Source organism: Desulfoluna sp. CYM3A (genome assembly GCF_056829965.1).
This window is the reverse complement of sequence record NZ_CP186556.1, coordinates 2,254,983-2,276,105: the sequence shown is the minus strand read 5'-3', so window position 1 is coordinate 2,276,105 and position 21,123 is coordinate 2,254,983. Positions and strand designations below refer to the sequence as shown.

15 protein-coding genes are annotated in these 21,123 nt (G+C 60.6%); 2 read left to right on the top strand and 13 right to left on the bottom strand.

Going from position 1 to position 21,123, the window contains the following annotated elements; genetic code table 11:
• Positions 1–58: 58 nt before the first annotated feature.
• From ACOYW1_RS11750 to ACOYW1_RS11735, 4 genes are all read right to left on the bottom strand, one after another.
• Positions 59–2,359, bottom strand: coding sequence for a PBP1A family penicillin-binding protein (locus ACOYW1_RS11750; protein WP_482422942.1), 2,301 nt, complete (start codon positions 2,357–2,359; stop codon positions 59–61).
• Positions 2,360–2,605: 246 nt separating this feature from the next.
• A complete protein-coding gene (locus ACOYW1_RS11745; protein WP_180145410.1) occupies positions 2,606–3,220 on the bottom strand; it encodes a trimeric intracellular cation channel family protein in 615 nt (204 codons plus the stop codon).
• A gap of 106 nt (positions 3,221–3,326) precedes the next feature.
• Positions 3,327–3,872: a YaeQ family protein gene (locus ACOYW1_RS11740; protein ID WP_482422941.1), complete on the bottom strand. Its 546-nt coding sequence runs from the start codon at positions 3,870–3,872 to the stop codon at positions 3,327–3,329.
• 445 nt (positions 3,873–4,317) lie between these two features.
• Positions 4,318–4,884 carry a flavodoxin family protein gene (locus tag ACOYW1_RS11735; RefSeq protein WP_482422940.1) on the bottom strand — a complete coding sequence of 189 codons (567 nt, stop codon included), beginning with the start codon at positions 4,882–4,884 and terminating at the stop codon, positions 4,318–4,320.
• A gap of 488 nt (positions 4,885–5,372) precedes the next feature.
• On the opposite strand from ACOYW1_RS11735, the gene ACOYW1_RS11730 reads away from it, so the two are divergent.
• Positions 5,373–6,563: an MFS transporter gene (locus ACOYW1_RS11730; protein WP_482422939.1), complete on the top strand. Its 1,191-nt coding sequence runs from the start codon at positions 5,373–5,375 to the stop codon at positions 6,561–6,563.
• A gap of 233 nt (positions 6,564–6,796) precedes the next feature.
• On the opposite strand, the gene dctP is transcribed toward ACOYW1_RS11730, so the two are convergent.
• From dctP to ACOYW1_RS11705, 5 genes are read right to left on the bottom strand one after another with little or no spacing between them, the layout of a single operon-like run.
• Positions 6,797–7,795 (bottom strand): TRAP transporter substrate-binding protein DctP, encoded by a 999-nt coding sequence (dctP, locus tag ACOYW1_RS11725; RefSeq protein WP_482422938.1) that lies wholly within the window; start codon positions 7,793–7,795, stop codon positions 6,797–6,799.
• A gap of 42 nt (positions 7,796–7,837) precedes the next feature.
• The gene (locus tag ACOYW1_RS11720) at positions 7,838–9,625 is read right to left on the bottom strand and encodes a TRAP transporter large permease (protein ID WP_482422937.1); all 1,788 of its coding nucleotides are present in this window, start codon (positions 9,623–9,625) and stop codon (positions 7,838–7,840) included.
• Positions 9,626–9,641: 16 nt separating this feature from the next.
• Positions 9,642–11,063, bottom strand: a complete 1,422-nt coding sequence (locus ACOYW1_RS11715) for an FAD/NAD(P)-dependent oxidoreductase (protein ID WP_482422936.1) — start codon at positions 11,061–11,063, stop codon at positions 9,642–9,644.
• Positions 11,060–11,365 carry a (2Fe-2S)-binding protein gene (locus tag ACOYW1_RS11710; RefSeq protein ID WP_482422935.1) on the bottom strand — a complete coding sequence of 102 codons (306 nt, stop codon included), beginning with the start codon at positions 11,363–11,365 and terminating at the stop codon, positions 11,060–11,062. The genes ACOYW1_RS11715 and ACOYW1_RS11710 overlap by 4 nt, the downstream gene beginning before the upstream one ends.
• Complete coding sequence (locus ACOYW1_RS11705; protein WP_482422934.1) at positions 11,358–12,479, bottom strand: NAD(P)/FAD-dependent oxidoreductase; 1,122 nt, start codon at positions 12,477–12,479, stop codon at positions 11,358–11,360. Before ACOYW1_RS11705 ends, ACOYW1_RS11710 begins: the two co-directional genes overlap by 8 nt.
• Positions 12,480–12,889: 410 nt before the next feature.
• On the opposite strand from ACOYW1_RS11705, the gene ACOYW1_RS11700 reads away from it, so the two are divergent.
• Entirely contained in the window at positions 12,890–14,773 is a 1,884-nt protein-coding gene (locus ACOYW1_RS11700) for a sigma-54-dependent Fis family transcriptional regulator (RefSeq protein ID WP_482422933.1), read from the top strand.
• Positions 14,774–15,602: 829 nt separating this feature from the next.
• Here ACOYW1_RS11700 and ACOYW1_RS11695 read toward each other — a convergent pair.
• The 4 genes from ACOYW1_RS11695 to ACOYW1_RS11680 all read right to left on the bottom strand — a co-directional run bounded on the left by ACOYW1_RS11695 (position 15,603) and on the right by ACOYW1_RS11680 (position 21,112).
• Complete coding sequence (locus ACOYW1_RS11695; protein ID WP_180145375.1) at positions 15,603–16,436, bottom strand: CvfB family protein; 834 nt, start codon at positions 16,434–16,436, stop codon at positions 15,603–15,605.
• Positions 16,437–16,600: 164 nt separating this feature from the next.
• The gene (locus ACOYW1_RS11690; RefSeq protein ID WP_482422932.1) at positions 16,601–17,092 is read right to left on the bottom strand and encodes an EAL domain-containing protein; all 492 of its coding nucleotides are present in this window, start codon (positions 17,090–17,092) and stop codon (positions 16,601–16,603) included.
• Positions 17,089–18,726: a diguanylate cyclase domain-containing protein gene (locus tag ACOYW1_RS11685; RefSeq protein ID WP_482422931.1), complete on the bottom strand. Its 1,638-nt coding sequence runs from the start codon at positions 18,724–18,726 to the stop codon at positions 17,089–17,091. Before ACOYW1_RS11685 ends, ACOYW1_RS11690 begins: the two co-directional genes overlap by 4 nt.
• Positions 18,716–21,112 (bottom strand): response regulator, encoded by a 2,397-nt coding sequence (locus tag ACOYW1_RS11680; RefSeq protein ID WP_482422930.1) that lies wholly within the window; start codon positions 21,110–21,112, stop codon positions 18,716–18,718. The genes ACOYW1_RS11685 and ACOYW1_RS11680 overlap by 11 nt, the downstream gene beginning before the upstream one ends.
• Positions 21,113–21,123 lie beyond the last annotated feature (11 nt).

Sequence of the window (21,123 nt, the reverse complement as noted above, 5' to 3'; positions counted from 1 at the left end):
ACCATCTCTTTCATGCGTTGGTTAAAGATTTGTGCGGTGGGTCTATCCCGCCTTACGATCACTTAAAAAGCCCTTTGACTCCCCTGCCCATGCGCTCCCACAGGGAGGCCTTGCCGTGGATGGGGCAGGTCTCGTCCGGGGTGTTGGACTCCAGGAAGTATTCTTCATAAACGTCCGGGCACTTGAGCCCGGCGGCCCGCTTGCCGCTCTCCCGGCACACCTTGAGTTTCACCACGTCCGGGGGCGGGACAAAGCCGTTGCCCGAGATGTAACCGGGCAGGGCCGACACCAGCTCCGCCCAGATGGGCAGGGCCGCGGTGGCACCTGTGGCGTAAATGGGGTCGTTGTTGTCAAATCCCACCCAGACCAGGGCCAGGAGATCGGGGGTGTAGCCCACGAACCAGGCGTCCCGGTAGTTGTTGGTGGTGCCGGTCTTGGCAGCCACGGGAAAGTCGATGCCGTAACGCGCCAGGGAGCGCCCGGTTCCGCTCTTGGCGGCTCCCTCCAGCATGGAGGTGATGAGGAAGGCCTCCCCCGGGGAGAGGACCGAGTCGATCTGCATGTGGCGGCCCACCAGGAGTTCGTCTCTTTCATCCACCACGTCTTTGAGGGACAGGGGAAACGGCTGGATGCCGTCTGAGGCGAACACGGCGTAGGCCCGGGCCAGGTCCATGGGAACAACCTCCGAGGCGCCCAGCACCATGGAGGGCCAGGGGGCCACGGGGGTGGAAAAGTGAAAGGCCTCCAGCCTGTCCACGGCATGCTCCAGGCCGCCGCGCATCAGCATGTCCACGGCAGCCCGGTTGCTGGACTTGCGCAGCATATCCCGCACGGAGAGCTGTTTTTCCGGCTCTTCGCTGAAGTTTTTCGGGGTCCAGATCTTGCCGTCCACCTCGTAGTCGGTTTTTTCGTTGGAGAGCAGGTCCGCAGGTGTGAACTTGTCCAGAAGCACCGAGGCCACCACAGGCTTAAAGCAGCTCCCGGACTGCCGTCTGGCGCGGGTGGCGCGGTTGAACTGGCTGATTCGGTAATTGCGCCCGCCCACCATGGCCAGGATGTTGCCCGTGCGGGGCTGGATCACCACCACGGCGCCCTGGAGCCGCTTGGCGGGGTCGTTGCGCCGGAGCTTGGGGTTGTTGTTTTCCAAACGTTCGAGGCCACGCTTCAGGGCTCGCTCTGCCGCCTTCTGTACCTGGGTGTCCAGGGTGGTGTAAATGGAGAAACCCAGGCTGGTGAGGCTGGTGGCCGGGTAAAGCTCCCGGAGCTGGGACGACACATAGTCGAGGAAGTACGGTGCTTTCTGGCTGTAGGCCTCGTACCCTGCCACGGTGATGGGCTCGGCCGAGGCAGCGTCGCGCTCCTCTTCGGTGATCCAGCCGTTTTTCTGCATGGAGGAGAGCACCACGTTGCGTCGCTTGCGGCTTCGCTCCAGGTCCTTGTAGGGGGAGTAGAGGTTGGGCCCCTTGATGAGCCCTGCGATGGTGGCGGATTCAGCCAGTGTGAGATCCTGCACCCGCTTGTTGAAGTAGAACCGTGCAGCCTCCCCTGCCCCGTTCACCGAGGCAGACCCCTTCTGCCCGAAGTAGATCTCGTTCAGATAGATGCCGAGGATCTCTTCCTTGTCGTACTTGAGTTCGATGGCAAAGGAGATGAAGAGCTCGTTGAGCTTGCGGGTGAAGGTGCGCTCCGGGGTGAGAAAATAGTTCTTGGCCAGCTGCTGGGTCAGGGTGGATCCGCCCTGGCGGATGGAGCCGTGCTTGAGGTTGGTGTAGACAGCCCGCAGGATGCCCCGGGGGTCCACGCCGTAGTGGGTATAGAACCGGGCGTCTTCCGCTGCCATCACCGCATGCTGAAGGCTTGCGGGGATCTCGTCGATGGGAACCACCTGGCGGATTTCTCTCTCCTTGCCGAAGTAGCGCATGAGCACTTCGGGCTCCAGCTCCAGGATGGGGAGATCCTGGCCCGAGTCCCTGCGGGCCATGGAGTGAATGGTCCCCTTCTTAAAGGTGAGGACCGCCGGAAACCCGTAGCGCACCTTCCCCGGCAGGGTGAGGTCGTTGAGGTAGATTTCGAGGCCGTCGTCCGTGGGGCGGTAATACCCCTTGCTGGCGGGGGCACCCGAGGATTCGCGGTAGCCGATGCCGATGAGTTTTTCGCGGAGGGAGGGCCAGTGGATCTTTCGGCCGGGGTAAAGCAGGGTGGTGTCCGAGTAGATGACCGACGGAATCTGCCATCGCCTTCCGGAGAACCGCTTTTCAACCCGACCCGTCAAATGCCAACAATAAAGTGAAGCAATCAAAAACCCTGAAATACCAGCCACCAGGGCGATCTTGATCAGTCTTTTTATCCAGAGAATCATACAACCAAGCCTGAGTCATGAAGGAACACCCGCAGAGACGGCAAGGCCCTCAGGGGCCCGGCCCCGTACGGGAGACGGTGGGCTTGAACCTGCCGCACAGGCAATCCCTGCACCGGCCGTAACACCCGGCGTTGAGGTTATTTCCGGCCGCGTGACGGTTCAAGACCCGTTCTTGAATGCAGGTATCATAATCGAAGCTTGGACGAATGAACAGGGCCGAGTTTCCCCGGCCCGGTAACAAAGACCTCAGTCCATGGGGGTGTAATTGAATTTCGGGATTTCCAGATTGTAGTAAATGGCCAGGAGCCGGAGGGAAAATCCCGTGCCCAGGGTGATGAGGAGCACCGAGAGTTCAGGCAGGCCGCGGGCCTGGAGGAAGAGGAAGAGCCAGGCCGAGACAATGGAGACCCCGGCGTAGACCTCTTTCTGGAAGACCAGGGGAATGTCCCGACACAGGACATCGCGGATTACGCCCCCGGAGACCCCTGTGATCACCCCCATGATGGAGGCCACGATGAACCCGTGGCCCAGGGCCAGGGTCATGCGGACCCCGATGATGGTGAAAGTCACCAGCCCCAGGGCGTCAAGTACCAGAAAAACCCGGTGAAAATACTTCATGAAGGGGGACAGCAGGATGGTGATCAGCGCCGCGCAGGTGGTGATGACGATGTACTCCGGGTGCCCCACCCAGGAGATGGGATGGTTGCCCAGAAGGACGTCCCGGATGTTTCCACCGCCGATGGCCGTGGCGCAGGCGATGATAATCACCCCGAATACATCCATTTTTTTTGTGCCTGCTTTCAAGGCTCCGGTGATGGCCTCCACGGTAATGCCCAGTATGTAGAGATGATGCAGGATCATGCGACGCTTACTCCTTTCAAACGCTGATCAATTTCCAAAAAACGCAGGAGATAAACATGAAACTGCGGGATGTGTCAATGGATGAATCAAAAAATACCGAAAACCATCAGGCCGGCGGTTTTAAGGCCGTCGGCTGGACTTGGAGGGTGGCCTCTCCGGCCGTGAACCAGAGGGTGCCGTCGTCGATGGTGGCCTGGAGGGTCATGGTGCGCCGGACCATGGCCTCGAAGTCCGTCTCCTGGGGGATGGGAAGGTGAATCACGGTGAGGTTGTTGCAGCGGCCCAGGGCTTCGCGGTTCTTCTGCCACCAGGGCTCGGTCTTGTGCTCTCCGTAGCCCACAATCACCACCTCCCCTGCCTTTGCGCAGGCCTTGCGGATCCTTTTTTCATCGGGTTGGCCCAGCTCGACCCAGAGGTCGATATCCCCCTGGGGGCTCATCTTCCAGAGCTCGGGTTCGCTGTCCGTGCTGAGCCCGCGTGTAAAGGCCAGGCCTTCGTCCGCGTAAAGGGCAAAGGCCATGAGGCGGATCATCATCCGTTCGGCGGTTTCAGAGGGGTGTTTTGCCACGGTGAGGGCATAGGTCTCGTAATGGTGCCGGTCCAGGTCACTGACCTGAAGTTCGGCTTTGTAAATAGTCGCTTTAAGGGCCAACGTCGTATCCTGTGTTTCTGGTAATCAGCTTCAAAAAAGCCTCCGGCGGGTCGTTTTTTTGAAAAAAAGCTCCGCAAAAAGCTTTCCCACACCGTGCGTCGTTTTGATCGCCCTGAAGGGCGAGCAAAACGACGCACGGGTGCGAACATATCAAAAATTATTTTTTTCGTTCCCAGGCAGAGCCTGGGAGCGAGGGCAAAGAGGTTTCAGGAAATACATTCAAGAGAATCTAAATCAAGGGCGACTGTGCTTTCAAGGTGGCACAGCTTGCCGCCGGAGGCAGCCCGGTTAAAGCTGATAATCCACGGGTTACGACAACGGATTCTAACCCGTCAGGGCTTGTCGTATCGCTCGTAGAAGCCATCAGCTTTCGAGGTGGCTCACCTCGCCGCCGGAGGCTTGCTTTTGCTCCCGACTTTAACCTTGGAAGGCCTTCTTTTCAGCTCTACTTCACCATGGCACGGGCAAAGGCCAGGGCGCGCTCTTTGGCGTCCTCGGGCATCTGGCCGTCCATACCGCAGCCGCCGATGAACAGGTCCCCCGCGTCCTCTGCCTTGTAGAAGGCACGGAGCCGTCCGAAGGCGGTAAACAGGGGCTCCACGTTGTTGTCGTACTGACCGCCACCGGTGACGAGGAGGGCCTGGCCCTTGCCCGCCACAAGGGAGGCGTGCTCCGGGGTGTGGTATCCGGTCACCAGGCTCCAGCTGCGGTCCATGAGGGACTTGACCTGGGCGGTGAATCCCCAGAAGTAGGCAGGAGAGGTAAACAGGGTGACGTCTGCGGTGATCATCTTTTCAAGGATCCCTTCGGCGTCGTCCTTCTGGACGCAGGCAATGGAGGTGGTGTCCTCCTTGCATTTTGCGCACCCCAGGCACCCTCTGATGTTCTTGTTTCCGAGGTCCACACGCTCCACCTCATGGCCCAGGGCCTTGAGTTCGTCTTCCACCCATCCCAGGACACAGGCTGTGTTGCCTTTTTTCCGCGGGCTGCCAAGCAAGGTCAAAATTTTCATTTAACACCTCAATGATTTTTTATAACACGTTGTAATTATGACTTTCATGGTGGTTTATTGCTGACAGGGGCCTGCCCCCAATAACGGTCTGTTGCCACTATTCAGCGTATGCCTCCCCGGGATCTAACCGTTCAAAACATTGAACAAACCTTAATTATTCGTTTGAAATGACGTTTAGACCTTGGTTATCGTTTGGCCGTTACCTTCAAAATACCCGTGCCGCACAGGAGTGCGGCGCTCCAGCCAAGGTGGTGATTCAGGAAGCGATCGCTGGTCTTGTTTCAGCAGTGGAAAAAAATCCAGCAGGGATAATTACAGGGCCCGCGGGAAAACGGCTGTCTTTGACTGCTGCCATGCTGTTGCTTGTGAGGTAACGCGGAGCATCATGCTTTACATCCTTTTGGAAACCCTGTAAGCCAAGGCTTTATGCCGAATCCTTCCCTGGTTTTCGGCCCCTTGTCATCTTCTTGAGTTGGACGGATTTACCCATGCCCCGAAGTCACACCGCCGCTGTTGGATTCAGGAGCACCCTGCCCTGGATTTTCATCATCACCGCCATGTATTTCCTGAGCTTTTTTGCCCGAAGCATCCTCTCCCCCCTGCTGGTGCCCATGGAGGGCGCTTTTGCCGCGTCCCACGCCGAAACCGCAGGGCTCATGTTCTTTCTCTCCTTAGGGTTCGGCTCAGCCCTGGCCCTTGCAGGGATCGTCTCCAGCAAAATCCGCCACCGAAACGTTTTGGTCATGGCCATCGTCACCCTGGGGATCTCCCTGGTGCTCCTGGCCAAGGCCCCGGGGCTGATGACAGCCCGTCTCGCCTTTTTTATCTTTGGGGTGGGCTCCGGGCTCTACCTTCCCAGCGGCATGGCCACCCTGGCTTCGGTGGCAGACGGTCGCTTCTGGGGACGCGCCATCGCCATCCATGAGCTGGCCCCCAACATCGCTTTTATCGTGGCTCCGGTGGCCGTGGAAGCAGCCCTGGGCGTGGTGGACTGGCGGGGCATCCTCATGGCCATGGGGGCGGCCTGTTTTTTAGGGAGCGCCCTCTTTCTGAAGTTCGGCCGCGGCGGCGACGAGCTTGGCACCGCCCCCGATACCCAGACGCTGCCCCTCATGGTGAAGCGGCCCGCCTTTTGGGCCATCATGGTTCTCATCGGCCTTGGCGTGGGCCTGGAATCCGGCCCCTACAGCCTGACGCCCCTGTTCCTCGTCAGCGAAAAGGGCATGAGCCCGTCCGCAGCCAACCATCTGCTCTCCACCTCCCGCCTGGTGACGCCCCTTATGGCCCTTGCCGGGGGCTGGCTGGCCGACCGGGTGCGGATCCCGTGGATCCTCATCGCCACCATCCTGGGCAGTGCCCTTTCCCTTGCGGGCATGGGGTTTCTGGATGGGTCCGGCCTGAGCGTCTCCATCATGGTGCAGGCCTCCATGCCCGCCCTTATGTTCCCGGCGGTCTTCAAGTCCGTGACGGAGGTCTTCGGTGTCAAGGAGCAGTCCCTGGTGCTCTCCCTCACCATGCCCGTGGCCATTTTTGTGGCCCTGGGCATCATCCCCACCCTCCTGGGCTGGTGCGGAGACCGGGGCCACTTCGGCTACGGATTTGCCGCCGTGGGCGTCATGACCCTCTTTGCCCTGGGTGCCCTGCCCTTTCTTAAAAAATTGCCTCCGGCGGCGAGGTGAGCCACCTCGAAAGCTCATTGTCCTTGCGCTTCGGGAGCATACGGGTATGACGACAGGGACTCGCTATATTGAACATGGAGGCGGAGCCTCCAAAAACAGCGTTCCCAGGCGGAGCCTGGGAACGAGGGAATATGTGCTTAGCGGCGAAGGCCGGGAGCATTCGTGAACCAAAAAAGCCCCGGGCATTTGCCCGGGGCTTTTTTTATGTGACGTGGATCCCGGTGGGGATCGGGTTACTTGATGATGGCATCCAGGACGCCCTGGCCCCAGGCTTCGCCCACGTCTTTCAGGACAACGGGCCACACCTGGCTCTGGATCTTTATGGCGATGGCGGCGATTTCAGACTCGCTGATGGGAACAATCTGGGCGCCGCTGTCTGCCAGGCGCTTTTCATTGGCCTTCTGGTCCTCTTCGGCGGCGTTCCAGCGGCGGGTTTCAAATTCGGCGGCCACCTTGGACAGCTTTGCCTGAAGCTCGGGAGAGAGGGTGTCGTAGAGTTCCTGGTTCATGATGAAGTACCACACCTCAAAGTGGGTGTTGGCCGGGATGTAATACTTGGTCACGTCCCTGAAGGAGGCGTAGTAGCCTTCGGCACCGGAGCCGATGACCCCGTCCACCACACCGGTCTGCACGGCGGTGAAGGCATCGGAAAAGGGAATGGGCGTGCCCAGGTAGCCGGTGGTGTCAGCCATGAGCTGGAAGGTTTTCATGGGGGGGACGCGGAGCTTGATCCCTTTGGCAGCGTCCGGGTCGCCCTGGGCCACGGGGGCGGTGTTCAGGGCGATACCGCCGAAGTAGACAGGCCAGGCGGCCAGCAGCTTGATGCCCTGCTCTGCGTACAGCGTTTCCACGGTACCGCGCAAGGGGGCGCCCGGGGAGTAGTTTTTCCGGGCCTGGTCCCAGTTCTTCACCATGTACGGGAAATAAGGCAGCTGGAACCGCTTGTCCGCAGCAGATGACGGGGGCTGACAGGCCATGTCCACGGCACCCAGGCTCACCCTCTCCTGGACCACGGTGTAATCGCCCAGGGCGCTGGCCGGGTAGACCTTGGTACGGATCTTTTTGCCGGTGGCCTCCTTGATGCTGTCGGAGAACCACCGTAAGTCGTTGTCAATGGCCGTGCCCTGGGGACGGACATGGGAAATCTTCCAGGTGCGTGCCTCGGCTCCGCCGATCATCAACACAAAACACCCTGCCAGTGCCATGAGGCTGTACCTTAACGTCTTGGTCATTGCGTCACTCCTCCTACGTTGTTTCTTGCCAAAATCATAACTTTAGTAGCCGAACAGTCCCGGGATGAAAAGGGATAGTTTCGGCCATAACGAGGTCAGAAAGACCACGGGAACGTACCCGAAGATGATGAGGATCATCGCCGGTTTGATCACTTCGGAAAACTCCACTTTGCCGATGCGCATCCCGAGGTAGAGGATGCTGGCGTAGGGCGGGGTCACTCCGCCCATGGCCGTGTTGACGCCCATGATGGCCGCGAACTGCACCGGGCTGACACCGATGGCGCCCATGAGGGGCAAAAGCAGGGGCGCCAGCAGGATAATGGCGGTGATGTCGTTGACAATCATCCCCACGAAGAACAGAAGAAAGTTGATGAGGATGAGCAGCAGGACCTTGTTCTGGGTCACCGTAAAGATGCCGTCCACCAGGGCCTGGGGCACGTCTTCCATGACGAAGATCTGGCTGAGCATCAGGCTGAAGACGATCATGACCATGATGGCGCCCACGGAGGTGGCCGAGTTCTTGGCGGCCTTGAAGAAGGTGTCGAAGGTGAGGCCCCGATAGACGAGGAACCCCACGGGAAGTGCGTAGATCACGGCCACGGCCGCTGCCTCGGTGGGGGTCATGATGCCCCCGTAGATGCCGCCCAGGATGATGAGGGGCATCACCAGGGCCGGAATGGCCTTGGAGGTGAGGCTCACGCCCTGGCGGACGGTCTCTTCCACGGGCTTGGGCGGGTCCAGCACCAGGGGGAATTTCCGGGAGAGGACCATGTTCACCACGGAGAAGAGAAAGGTGATGAGCAGGCCCGGCCCCATGGTGGCCAGGAAACAGGCGAGGATGGAGGTGTCCGTGACCCACCCGTAGATGATCATGGTGACGCTGGGCGGGATCAAGAGCCCCAAGATGGACGAGTTGGCCACCAGGGCAGTGGCATAGCCCCTGGGGTAGCCCTTGGAGTCCATCTCCGGGATGAGGATGGGGCCTGTGGCGGCCACGCCCGTAAGACCGCTGCCGGAGATAGCCCCGATGATGGCGCAGCTCACCGTGGCCACAACGCCCAGGCCGCCCCGAATACGTCCCACGAAGACGTTGACAAAACGCAGAAGGCTTGCCGCGATGCCGCTTTCGCTCATGAGGGTCCCGGCAAAGACAAAAAGCGGAATGCAGAGGAGCACGGGGTTGGCCAGCTGGCTGAATCCCCACACCATGGTGCCTTTCATGGTGGCTCCGCCCAGGCCCACCATGGTCATGAGGGCACCGCCGAAACAAAACGGCAGGGGCACGCCAAAGCTCAGCATGAGGACAAGGAGTCCCAGGGCGATGAACGAGACAGTTACGATTTCCATGCGAGCCTCCTTGCGTTCCAACAAGGGGTATCGGCCTCCCCGGGTGTTTTTCACGAGGTGCCAGGCGGTGTAGAGGGTCATGAGACCCATGCCGAGGAAAAAAGCGCATTCGGCCCAGAACGTGGGGATGTACAGGGTGGGGCTCTCCTTCCATACCCTTCGGGCGTAGAGGAAGTAGTCCCAGGCCCAGTAGGTGAGCCAGATGGAGACCACCACGGACATGAGGTCCGCGATGACCCGAACGACCAGCCGGGACCGCTGGCTGTTCAGAAAGATATCCAGGACGTTGGCCTTGATCTGGGTGTCTTCCCGGCTTGCGTTGACGCTGCCTAAAAAGTAGAGCCACAAGGTGGGATACACGAGGATCTCGTCCAGCCCCATGACCGGGAGCTCCAGGACGTAGCGCATGACCACCTGGTAGAACTCAAGGGCGGCGACAATGGTGATCAGGGCGGTCAGCGTGTACTTGAAAAGTTTTTCCATTCCACACTCCTTCTCGTTATTTCTTGTCCAGCAACCAGTTGCCTCCGTCGGGGCCTGAGCTGAGGTCCATGGCGGCGATCTCCTCTAAGGGGATCGGTTTCAGCGGAGGACGCACCGAAAGCTGTCCGGTGCGATGCGGGGAGACCCCCAGGGCCGCTCCCACCACCTCGGCCAGGGCCGGTCCGCACATGCGCCCCTGGCAGGGACCCATGCCGCAGCGGGTGATGATCTTTATCTCGTTAAGGTCCCGTACGCCCTCTTTCACCACCTTGTGCACGTCGCCCACGGTAACATTCTCGCACCGACAGAGGACGGTGTCGTCGGTAAAAAGGAACTGACCGGGCCTGGGTGCGTACAGGGCATCGATGAAGGGGCGGGGCCAGGCATCGTGCATCAGGGCCTTGCGGAGAGGCAGGGCCCGGGCGTTGCGCTCCTCTTCGGAGAGGATGCCCAGGCATCGAGCAATCTCCAGGGCGGCAAGCTCCCCTTTGTACCGGGCTGCCGGAGCCCCGGAGACCCCGGCGCCGTCGCCGGCGGCAAAGACGTTTTCAAAGTTGGTGCGACCCCAGGGATCACAGGCGGGAATCCAGCAGCGCTGCCCGGCGTGCCAGGCCATGCGGCACCCCATCTGCCGAAAGATGTGGGTGTTGGGGATCACCCCGAAATGGAGCAGGAGCATGTCGGCCTTCAAATGCAGCTTTTTCTCGCCGCAGGTGGCCTCCACCGCCTCCACGGCCTCCTCGCCCAGGGCGCGGATTCCGGTAAGTCCTTTCTGATGGGGCACGCCCGAGCGTTTGATCTCCCGGAGCATAAAGGCCCCTTTCAGGAGAAAGTCGGCCCTCAGCAGGGCCTGGGGAGCCCGGGGCAAGGCCCGGATAGACGGCACCGCCGGAGTGGTCTCCAGTACGGCGGCGATGTTCACCCCTTTTTTAACCAGCAGGGAGGCCTCCAGGAGCAGCAGGGGCCCGCTGCCCGCAAGGACCACCCGTCCCGACGGGGTCAGCCCTGCCTCCTTGGCAAGGTTGTTGGCCGCACCTGCCCCCATGACGCCGGGGAGGGTCCAGCCCGGGATGGGCATGGGCCGCTCCATGGCTCCGGTGGCGGCCACGATGTAGTTGGCCACCACGCGCCGGGAGACGCCGTTCTGGGAATAGCAGACCGTGCCGTCGGATTCGGCCTGCCACACACAGGCACCCGGCTCATAGCGGGCGCCGCTTTTCCTGAATCGTTGGGTGAGGTCGAGGCCCCGGGTGTAGTCCGGCCCGAAAAGGGCGTGGGCCGCCTTGGGAGCCTCTTCCACGTTACGGTAGATCTGCCCTCCCACACGATGCTGTTCGTCCAATGTAAGGACATCAAGGCCCATCTCGGCAAGGGCTGCGCTGGCGGCAAGCCCGGCCGGTCCGGCACCGATGACGATGACATCCACGTGTCGGCTCATGGGCGGCCTCCTTTTTCGTCGTCTGTGTCCTGAAGGTGGCGACGGATCACCATGCCCTCCTGGACCTCGGTCATGCAGGCCTGGCGGTTGACCCCGTCAATCTCCAGGAGGCATTCAAAGCAGACCCCCATGAGGCAATAGGGAGAACACGGCCTGCCGGAGGACGGCGAGGTGCGGGAGAGGATCTCACCAATGCCCAGAAGACCCGCAGCCACGCTCACCCCGGCGGGCAGTGCCACGGGTCGCCCGTCCAGGGTTACCGACACGGTTTGGTGCGTCTTTTTTTTGTCGAGTTTAAACATGAAAGCGTCCGTTGCTGAAGTGAGAGATGATATCGTTTTCGCCCTCGTCCAGGATCCACGCGGCAATGTCGCTGGCCTGCAGGGGGGCCAGGGAGACGGCGCTGTGCAGGGCCAGGACCGTGATGTTTTCATGGCCGGGGATGCGGCTGTAGATGGGAGCCCCGTCCGGCGTCATGACCCGGATGGCACCCCAGGAGCGGACCCAGTTGAGCTTGCCCAGCATGGGAAAGAGCCGGATGGCGTTTTTGGCCTGGGACTGCATGGCCTCGGGGGTGACCCGGGTGTCCAGGGCCGTGTCCTCCGAGGAGAGGCCGATCATGAAGGTGCCGTCCACGGTCTGGCGGACGCTGAGCAGGGGCACCCGGAGCAGGCGCTTGTGCCGTTCCGTGACCATGAGCTGGCCGCGCTGGGGGTAAATGGCGAGTTTTTCGCCCAGGGGGGCCACCAGGCCCGAGGAGCCGTGTCCTGCGGCGATGACCACCTTGCCGCACAGGTAGTCGCCCCGGCTGGTCGTCACTTTCACCGTGCCGTTTTTAAGGGGGACCACGGCCCGGGCGCTTTCGGCGGCCCGGTATTCTCCGCCCTTTCGCTGAAAGGCGCACCGCATGGCTGCCAGGAGCTTTAAGGGGTTCACGTGGCCCTGCTCTTTGGTGTACATGGCCCCTGAGACCTCGTCACCCAGGGTCATCTCCGGGACGATGTCCGCAAATTCGTCGCGGTTGAGGATGCGTACCGGGTAATCGAGTCCGGCTTCGGCGCAGGTGTCGGTGAGGCTGGCAACGGAATCGGCATAGCCCTTTAGCTCGTCTTCGCCAAATGCGTGGACCGCGCCCCCTGTCCATTCGAGTTCCACGTCGTAGCCGGACTCTTCTTTGAGCTGGGCTGCAAACTCGGGCCACTGGCGTGCGGCCATGCGGCACCACCGTGCATAATTGGGGTTGCCGGTGCCTTTGCACATGAACCAGGTGAGGCCGAAGTTGCCTCTGGAGAGGCGCTGGCTGGGAAGCTGTTCGTCCAGGAGCACGACCCTGCCTGCGGCACGGCGCATGAGGCCCAGGGCCGTGGCCGCACCGGAGAGTCCGCCGCCGATGACGAGAATATCAACGGTTTTCACAAGGCACCTCCCGGGTGGAAGGCCCTGGGCGGCACACCGTTGTGGGGAAGGAAGCGTGGTGTCTTCATAAAGGATTGCCCCCCTACGTTGTTGTGTGAATGGGAAATTGAGTTACCCGGTAAACAAAGCAAAGGGTGTACCAACGGGTTAAACCACGGGATCAGGTATTGCGTGCAACTCACCTTATTGATTTGGTATCAAGGTATTTTTACGGCAAAAAGCCCGGTGGCCGGGCTGCCCACGCCCCCGGGAGGAAGCAGGCAAACTGTTTCATTTTGAGAAAGCCCCGAAGGAAAGGCCGCGTAAAGGGCTTGTTTTTAAAGAGAGAGGAAAGGTTTGATTCAAAATGCGACATGTGTCAAAATGAGACTCCCTGTGACCGATGACCCCAGACACACACCCGGAGGCCCATGAAACAAGGACAGATTCTCGGCGTCGATGAGATGCGCCGACAGATCGCGTTGTCACACCGGCGCTCAGCAGCGCGGGGGATCAATCCCATCCTGCGCAACACCAAACAGACCCTGCTCTCCCCTTCCGAGCTCAAGGCGAAACGCAATGAGAACAGCGAGCTTCTGGATGTGCTGCTGCCGCAGTTCGAGGAGTTTTACAACTTCCTGTCACCCAACGAGTTTGTCATCGCCGCCGTGGACTCCGAGGGCTATATCCTCCATATCGAGGGCAGCAGCAATCTCATTGAGAGCGCGGCCAAGCGAAACTGCATCCCCGGGTACCGGTGGACGGAAAAAGACGTGGGCACAACAGCCATCGCCCTGTGCCTGAAGCTGGGGAGCCCCATTCAGCTCATCGGGGATGAGCACTACTGCCGCCAGGCCCACGGCCTGACCAGCTCCACAGCCCCGGTGTTCGGGAAGAAGGGAACACTCCTCGGTGTCATTGCCGTATCCGGTCCCTCGAACAAGGCCCACCCCCACACCCTCTACATGGTCACCACCGCGGCCCGTGCCGCCGAGCAGCAGCTTCGGGTTCTCCGGCGCAACAAAGAGCTGGCCCTGAACGTGCGGTTTCTGGACCAGGTCATCGACACCTCCCGCACCGGGCTTATCATCATCAACAGCGAGAACCAGATCTGGCGGGTCAACCGGCGGGGAGCCGAGATCCTTAAAATGGACAACCTGGCAGGCCAGCCCATCACAGCCTTAAAGGGCTTGAAGATCGACCTGGACGATGTGCAGACCCGCCCCGAGTCCTGGGTGAACAAGGAGAGCCGCCTCAAGATCCAGAACCAGACCCTGACCCTCATCCACACCGTTCAGCTGGTGATGTCCCCGGAGGGAGAGCGTCTGGGGGCCCTCATCACCTTTTCCGAGGTCAAGGAGATCTACAAACTGGCCGACACCATCGCAGGGACCCGGGCCCACTTCACCTTTGACAGCCTGGTGGGCTCCTGCCCTCCCTTTGTGGAGGCCCTGAACCTTGCCAAGCGGGCCGCCACATCGGACACCACCGTGCTGCTCCAGGGGGAGACCGGCACGGGCAAAGAGCTCTTTGCCCAGGCCATTCACAACCAGAGCGACCGGAGCCAGAACGCTTTTGTGCCCATCAACTGCGGGGCCATCCCCGCCAACCTCCTGGAGAGCGAGCTCTTCGGGTACGTGGAAGGGACCTTTACCGGCGCCTCCAAAGGGGGAAAACCCGGAAAATTCGAGCTGGCCAACACCGGCACCATCCTTCTCGACGAGATCGGGGACATGCCCCACAAGATGCAGGTGAAACTCCTGCGGGTGCTCCAGACCGGGGAGGTCTACCGCATCGGCGCCGACAAGCCCGTGAAGATCAACACCCGCATCATCGCCAGCACCCACGTGAACCTTCTCGAAGCCATCCGGGAGGGCCGGTTCCGGGAGGACCTCTACTACCGCTTGAACGTCTTTCCCATTGCCATCCCGCCCCTGAACACACGAGGGCCGGAGGACATCCTTGCCCTGTCGGCCCTCTTTCTGTCGGAAAACGCCGAGGAGCCCCCGGGGCTCAGCCAGGAGGCCCGGGACCTTCTGTGTTCCCACCCGTGGCCGGGAAACGTCCGGGAGCTGGAAAACTGCATGCAGCGCGCCCTGCACCTCTGCGAAGGCCGGGAGCTTAAGCCCGAGCACCTGAGCCTCTCCCCTGCCCCGGCGGATCAGCCCAGCCAGGCCGGCACCCTGGAGGAGATGAACCGGAAGATGATCCAGGACACCCTGGAAGCCACCTCCCGCAACATGGCCCGCACCGCCAAGATCCTGGGGATTTCCCGGGCGACCCTTTACCGGAAGCTGAAGCAGTATGCTATGTAACACTTTAGATGTGGTGTCTAAGTGCTTGAAAAGATGGCATGGGGCGCCGCACTCCTGTGCGGCTTTTTTCGTGGGATGAAGCGCCTGCCGCACGGAGTGCGGCGCTCCACGATGTGTGGTTCTCCGGGGTATTTTTGAAACTGCGGGCCTGGATGAAAGACCCATGGCTGGGGATGTCATATGGAGCGCCGCACTCCTGTGCGGCTTTTTCGTGGGGCGAAGCGTCTGCCGCACGGAGTGCGGCGCTCCAGGATGTGTGGTTCTCCGGGGTATTTTTGACACTGCGGGCCTGGATGAAAAAGCCACGGTTGGGGATGTCATATGGAGCGCCGCACTCCTGTGCGGCTTTTTTCGTGGGATGAAGCGTCTGCCGCACGGAGTGCGGCGCTCCACGATGTGTGGTTCTCCGGGGTATTTTTGACACTGCGGGCCTGGATGAAAAACCCATGGCTGGGGATGTCATATGGAGCGCCGCACTTCTGTGCGGCTTTTTTCGTGGGTCGAAGCGTATGCCGCACGGAGTGCGGCGCTCCAGGATGTGTGGTTCTCCGGGGTATTTTTGACACTGCGGGCCTGGATGAAATAGCCACGGCTGGGGATGTCATATGGAGCGCCGCACTTTTGTGCGGCTTTTTTCGTGGGACGAAGCGTATGCCGCACGGAGTGCGGCGCTCCAGGATGTGTGGTTCTCCGGGGTATTTTTGACACTGCGGGCCTGGATGAAGCTGGCGGTTGGGGATGTCATATGGAGCGCCGCACTCCTGTGCGGCTTTTTTCGTTGGATGGAGCGTCTGCCGCACCGAAGTGCGGCGCTCCCATTCCATGGGATTTACTCCTCTTTCAGGCGAATCCCCGTATCGCTCAGTTCGATGAGCCCTTTTTTGTAAAGCGCCCCCACCGTACGTTTGAACTCTTTCTTGCTCATGGAAAAGACGCCCTTGATCTCTTCCGGGGCGCTCTTGTCGTGGCAGGCCACAAAGCCTCCGGCTTTTTTAAGGATCTCCAGCACTCGCTCAGAAGAGCCTTCAATGGACTGGTAGCCCGGTTTTTTCAGGGTGAGGTCAATCTTGCCGTCTTCCCGGATGCGGGAGACGTAGCCGGTGAGGCGTTCTCCGATGGACACCTTTTTAAACACCTCATTGCGGTAGAGGATGCCCAGGCAGGTGTCGTCGATGACCGCCTGGATGCTCAGCTTGGTGATGCCGTAGATGAGGAGGGATACTTCCTGGCCCACGGTCTGGTCGGTGGCGACCTTTGCGCAGTGGCGGCCCAGGCGCGTGGAGCCGAAGACCCTGCCGGTCTCTTCATCCAGGCTCACATACACCACGTACTTCTCCCCCACGGCCATGGGCTTCTGCTGCTCGCTTCGGGGCACCAGAAGGTCCTTTTCCAGGCCCCAGTCAAAAAAGGTGCCGAAGGGGTTCACGTCCTTTACCGTCATGACGGCAAACTCCCCCACCATGGCATTGGGCTTCAGGGTGGTGGCCACGGGGCGGTCTTCGGAGTCGGTGTAGACAAAGACGTCGATGCGGTCCCCGAGCTTGAAGCCTTCGGGCACGTATTTGTTGGGAAGGAGAACCTGCTCCTCCCTGGGGTTGAGGTAGAAGCCGAATTCCATGTAACGCTCGGCAACGAGCGAGTTCATCTGACCGATCTTGAGCATATCCTGCCGTCCTTCAGAAGCCGTAATCCCCTGAATAAGGGCCTTCGGCGTTGACTTTCTATTTGATTCACACCGGCTCCACAGCCGATTCGCCCCGTTACATATCAGCAATGGGCCACCGAATCGAGGGATTTGACGAGAGGAAGGCGAAAAAGACCGGTTGATTACAGGGACCCCATCTTGAGAAGCCGGAAAAATTCGGTGGCCGGGACCGGGGCTTTGAAATAGTAGCCCTGGGCTTCGTCGCAGCCGTAAGATTTCAGGAGCTCGTACTGCTCTTCGGTCTCGATGCCCTCGGCCAGGATCTTTTTGCCGAGGCTGTGGCCCATGGCGATGATGGCCTTGATGATGATGCGGTTGTTTTTGTGGATGGTGCTGCCGATGACAAAGGATCGGTCGATTTTGATGACGTCCACGGGAAAGGTGGTGAGGTAGCTCAAGGAGGAGTAGCCCGTGCCGAAATCGTCCAGGGCGATGCGCACCCCGAGGTCCTTGATCTCTTTGAGGGTCTCAATGGTCTCTTCGGTTTCCTGCATGAGGATGGTCTCGGTGATCTCTATCTCGATGTTGGCAGGGGCAAGGCGGGTGTTTTCGAGCACGTCCCGGATGCTGGTGACGATGTTCTGGTGGGCAAATTTGTAGCCCGAAAGGTTCACGGCGATGTTGAGGTCCGGAAATCCATTTTATCGATCCCGTCGCTCTGGCGGCAGGCCATGAGCAGCACCCACTTATTGATGTCGATGATGAGGCCCGACTCTTCGGCCACGTGGATGAACTTGTCCGGGGGGACCATGCCTTTCTGGGGATGCATCCAGCGGATCAGGGCCTCGGCGCCCACGATCTTTCGCGTGGCCAGGTCGATCTGGGGCTGGTAGTAGAGCACGAGCTCGTTGCGGTCGATGGCCCGGGCAAGGTCCCGTTCCAGGGAAAAACGTTCGGTGGCAACAATGTTGAGGGATTCGATGTAGAACTGGAACTGATTTTTTCCACTGTTCTTGGCGTTGTACATGGCCGAATCCGCGTTTCGAAGCAGGATGTCCGCGGTCTGCCCGTCGTTGGGGAACACGCTGATGCCGATGCTGGCGGACACCGAGACCTCCTGGCCTTCCAGGTCGTATTCGGTGGAGATCTCCTTGATGAGGCGTCTTGCTACCAGGGCCGCGCTCTCCGGGGACCTTATGTTGGAGAGGATGATGGTGAACTCGTCCCCTGCCAGCCTGGAGATGGTGGGCTCGGAGCGGTCCATGACGTTGCGGGTGGCCAGGTCCGTGCTTCGGATACAGGCCTGCATCTTTTCCGCCACCTGCTTCAGGAGCAGGTCGCCTATGTGGTGGCCCAGGGTGTCATTGATGCGCTTGAACCGGTCCAGGTCCAGAAAGAGGAGCGCAAACTTCTGGTCGTTGCGGGTGGAGTCCTTGATGGCCATGTCCAGCCGGTCCAGAAAGAGCATGCGGTTGGCAAGCCCGGTGAGCCCGTCGTAGAAGGCAAGGTGCATGATCTCTTCTTCGGCGCGTTTCAGCTGGGAGACATCCTGCACCACCCCCAGCATCATTTCCGGCATGCCCTGTTCGTTGAAGAGGATCTCCCCCTGGTTGAGGATGTGCTTCTGGGTGCCGTCGGGATAGAGAACGCTGTAGCTCACGCTCATATTTTTCCGTGCCTTGACCGCATCGTTCATCTCTTTTCGGACCTTCTCCTTTTCATGGCCCATGATGGGCGCCAGAAAATCATCCAGAGAAACGGGGGCGTTGCCCGTGTCGAGCCTCAGCAGGCGACTGGCTTCGGTGGAGCAATGGAAATCGTTGCTGTTGAGGTCGATCTGCCAGTTCCCCAGTTTGGCCAGCTCCTGGGTTTTGGCCAATCGGCTCTGGCTCATGTAAAGCTCCCGAAAGGCGAATCCGGCACGGAGCATGTATCGGGCCCGATGGCCCAGCATCACCCAGTTGATGGGCTTGGAGACAAAATCGTTGGCCCCGACTTCAAAAGCCCTGGCCGTTGACTCCACATCATCCAGGCCCGTTACCATGAGAATCTGGGGATACCGGCCGTACAGGGATTTGCGGATGGCAGCGCAGACGTCAAAGCCGTCCATCTCGGGCATGATGACGTCCAAAAGGATAAAGTCCGGCTTCTCTGCATGGAACAGCGCCAGGGCCTGACGCCCGTTTTCCGCCTCCAGGACATCAAAATCGCATTTTTTCAGGGCCGCCTTTATGGAGAGACGCAGCGACAGGTCGTCATCTGCGATGAGGGCCAGCGGTTTTTTTCGTGCATGCTTTTCATACATCATGGGATGTTATCTCCTCTTCCAGGGCGTTCCTGACCAACATGAGTTCCGATTCGATGGCTTGTACCCGTGCGTCGGCGTCATCGCAGCACTGCCTGCTGCATCTCACCTCAAGGTCCCTGCACAGGTCTGCCAGTCCGGTTGCGCCGATGTTGGCGCTGCTCGATTTGAGGCTGTGTGCCGCCCGCTGAAGGGCGGATATATCCAAGGGGTTCAGGGCCTGTGTCATCTGCGTGCGGATGGCCTCGGAATTTCTCAGGTAGGCCGTAAAGACCTGCACGAGGATGTCGGGCTCTCCGTCTGCCTGGAGTTCCTGGAGGGCGGCGAGGCGTTTCCGGTCGATGAGGCCGACGCCGTCCGCTTCGTCCGGGGCCCCTTGCCGGTCCGCTGAGGACGCGGAGAGCTTCGGGCGGGTGCCCGCCCCTTCGCCGAACCATCGTTCCAGCGTGGCGCCGATCCTGTCGATGTCAAAGGGCTTGCTGATGAAGCCGTCCATGCCCGACGCCAGGCAGCGCCGGTCGTCTTCATCCTGTGCCTGGGCGGTGAGGGCCACGATGGGCGTCCGGGCAAACCCTTTCTCCGCTTCAATGCCGCGGATCTCTTCGGCAGCGCCATACCCGTCCAGAACCGGCATCTGGCAGTCCATGAGGATGAGGTCATAGGTGCTGTTTTGCCGGAACGCTTCCACAGCCTCCCTGCCGTTTTCAACCACATCCACACGGCATCCGAACAGTTTCAGCATGGAGACGACCACCTCACGGTTTGTTTCGTTGTCCTCGGCCACGAGCACATGGCGGTGAAACCGACGCATCTCTTCGGCGATGGAGTGCTGGGTAATCAAGGGCAGGTCGGAGCGTTGGGGTGTCTCCGACATGGCCTTCACCAGGGCCGCGTGTAGATCGGTGCGGCTCACCGGTTTGGTGAGATAAGCCGAAACCCCTGCCCGTGCCGCCAGCCTGGCTTCCCCGCGGAATCCCGGGGGGGTGATAAGGATGATGGGAAGGTGGCTCAGCTCCGGGCGGGCCTTGATGGCCCGGGCCAGTCCCAGGACGTCGGTTTCGGCAGGGCTGTCCAGCAGGATCACCAGGTCAAAGGGCCGGTCCGAAGCCCTGGCGTCGTTCAGGAGGGTCAGGGCGGCGCTGCCGTCGTCGATGATCGTGCGGGGAACCCCCAAGGACGAGAGCATGGGCTCGATGATGGCCCGGTGGGGCTCAATCCTGTCGTCCACCATAAGGACGTTCAGGCCGGAGATATCCACGGATCGGCCCTCTCGTGTGCTTCGCCACGTTCCCTGCCCTGCCCTCAGGGGCACGGTGAAAAAAAAGCGGGACCCCTTCCCTGGTGTGCTTTCGCAGTCAAGACAGCCCCCCATGAGGGAGATGAGTTCCATGGAGATGGCCAGCCCCAGGCCGGAGCCGCCGTATTTTCGCGTGGTGGCCCCGTCAGCCTGGGAAAAGGGCTTGAAGAGCTTGGTCCGGTCCCGGGGACTGATGCCGATGCCGGTGTCTTCCACGGACACGCTGAGCTCCACGGTCTCCTTCGTCTTCATGGTGGTGGACGCCCTGATCACCACCGAGCCTTTATCCGTGAACTTGACGGCGTTACCCAGAAGGTTGGTGAGCACCTGGCGCAGCCGGGTGGGATCGCCGCGCAGGTGGGTGTGGGTGGCCTCGGGGATGTGAATGCTCAGCTCGTTGCCCTGGGCATGGGCTCGCAGCAGGAGCAGGTCCACAACTCCCTCAATGAGGGTCCGCAGGTCAAAGTCGATGGTCTCCAGCTCCAGCCTGCCCGCCTCGATCTTGGAAAAATCGAGGATGTCGTTGATGATGGTGAGCAGGGATTCCCCGGAGTTGCGGATGGTGCGGGCAAAGCGCTCCTGCTCCGGGGTCAGGCTGGTTTGCAGCAGCAGACCCGCCATGCCCAGCACCCCGTTCATGGGGGTGCGTATCTCATGGCTCATGTTGGCCAGAAACTGGGATTTGACCCGGGTGGCTTTCTCCGCGTCGTCCTTGGCTCGGCTGAGGCCCAGGCTGTGCGTTTTCAATTCGTTGTCCCGCCGCTGGATCTCTTCGAGCATGTCGTTGAACCGGTCGATGAGGGTCCCGAACTCGTCGTCGCTCTCCTTGTGAACCCTCACCGCATAGTTTTTTTCCCGGATCACCCGGTTCATGGACTGCATGAGCCCCAGCACCGGACCGGTGAAGATGATTTGCATCTTCACCGACATCACGATGATGACCGCAAGGGTAAAGGCCACGAAAAATGCAAACACGATGTAATCCGTGTGCAGGCGGATGCGCATCTGCTGCATGTTGTCCACCAGGTGAATGGCACCGATGACCTCATCGTTGGCGATGACGGGCCGGAGCACATGGGCGTGGTGGGACACGAGGAAGATGG